The sequence below is a fragment of the Brachyspira sp. genome (assembly GCF_050873525.1).
Taxonomy (GTDB): Bacteria; Spirochaetota; Brachyspiria; order Brachyspirales; family Brachyspiraceae; genus Brachyspira.
This window is the reverse complement of sequence record NZ_JBNMIZ010000344.1, coordinates 1-1,409: the sequence shown is the minus strand read 5'-3', so window position 1 is coordinate 1,409 and position 1,409 is coordinate 1. Positions and strand designations below refer to the sequence as shown.

The 1,409-nt window shown below is 31.2% G+C and carries 2 protein-coding genes; both read right to left on the bottom strand.

The window, feature by feature from the left end; all coding sequences use genetic code 11:
• Positions 1 to 61: 61 nt before the first annotated feature.
• Positions 62 to 889 (bottom strand): EFR1 family ferrodoxin, encoded by an 828-nt coding sequence (locus tag ACR0QS_RS13225; RefSeq protein WP_432633919.1) that lies wholly within the window; start codon positions 887 to 889, stop codon positions 62 to 64.
• Between the two features lie 65 nt (positions 890 to 954).
• A complete protein-coding gene (locus ACR0QS_RS13220; RefSeq protein WP_432633918.1) occupies positions 955 to 1,383 on the bottom strand; it encodes a PepSY-like domain-containing protein in 429 nt (142 codons plus the stop codon).
• Between the last annotated feature and the right edge of the window lie 26 nt (positions 1,384 to 1,409).

Genomic DNA, 1,409 nt, shown 5'->3' with positions numbered 1-1,409 from the left:
TTATACTATAATATATTATATAAAAAATTTCAATTAGAATAATTCTTTATTATTAAAAAAATTAACAAAAAATTTCTGGTTCGGCTCTTCTTTCAAATTCTTCTTCGAGTTCATGCTGATGATATAAATATCCTTCGTCATCATAATACCTACATTTTTCGGGGCATTTTTTTACGCAGGCTCCGCATTTCGTGCAGATACCGACATATTTTGTAATATCGTTAAAATCTATCGAACCCATAGGACAAACATAAGCACATATTTTACAGTCCGTGCATTTCGGAATATCGACTTTCGGCTTTACTTTCAAAATATCAATCGCATGTTCATGTCTGTCTCTAGGCATATAATAAGGACGCAAAGGTTCGTTTCCTCTCACTTTTATCGGCTCTGCTGGAATCTCTTTAAGATTGATTATTTTATCCGCTATTTTTTCGGCAAAATCCAAAGCGATTTTCATGTCATTTTCGTCTGGTCTATTCGCTCCCAAAGTATAGGAAAATGCATGCTCGCCTATAAATCCTCCGCCCGCTATAGTTCTAAATCCGTTATCTTCCAATATATTTCTTAATTCTATTAAAGAATCGTCAAAATTTCTATTTCCAAAAAGAACGACTGGAACCGCTAAAGCTCCGTTTCCTTTGATATTATTTTTAAGATATGGAAGCATTATATTTGGAACTCTGCCCGCATAAGTCGGAGTGCCGAATATTACAAGTTCGTTTTCTTTGAATTCCAAAATTTTTTCTCTTCTTTTCGGCAAACTATAATTATATTTTTCAAACATGACATTTAATTTTTTCGCTATATTTTCTCCCAAGAAAGAAGCGATTTTTTGAGTAGTTCCCGTTGCGCTGTAATATACCGAATAGACTTTATTTATTGTCATAATAATCTCCATTTAATTAATAAACTTTATTATAATCATAAATTTAAAATTGATAATGTCAATTATTAATCGTCAAATTTTTGTCCTAAAAGCTGCCCGTTTGCGTCTATATAAAGTTTCATCATATTATTAAGTTTCACTTCATATAGATTCCATTTTACTTTTATTTTCGTTATAACCGTATTCGGATAAGTTCTGCGGACAGTATTTGCGACAGGCTCGGATAATATTTCAAAAGGAATCGCTACATAATTTCCTTCTATTTCTTTAAGCTCTCCGTTTCTTAAAAATTCTATTTCCACTCCGTTTGCTAATCGAACCTCGTAATCTTTTTTATCCATTTCTGCATAAAGAATATTCACATCTGGAAAATATTTTTGTATAAACGATAAAGCGTTTTTGGGAAGCTGTTCGGGAGGAATATATATATCGTCCGCCAAAAGCAAAGCGCTAAATAAAAATACTAAAAGTAATGGCAAAAATATTTTTTTCATTATAATAAAAATCTAAAATATAAAAT

What these genes read in the sequence shown, in the direction of transcription:
- ACR0QS_RS13225 (WP_432633919.1), bottom strand. Translation starts at nt 889, where the DNA reads ATGACAATAAATAAAGTCTATTCGGTATATTACAGCGCAACGGGAACT.
- ACR0QS_RS13220 (WP_432633918.1), bottom strand. Translation starts at nt 1,383, where the DNA reads ATGAAAAAAATATTTTTGCCATTACTTTTAGTATTTTTATTTAGCGCT.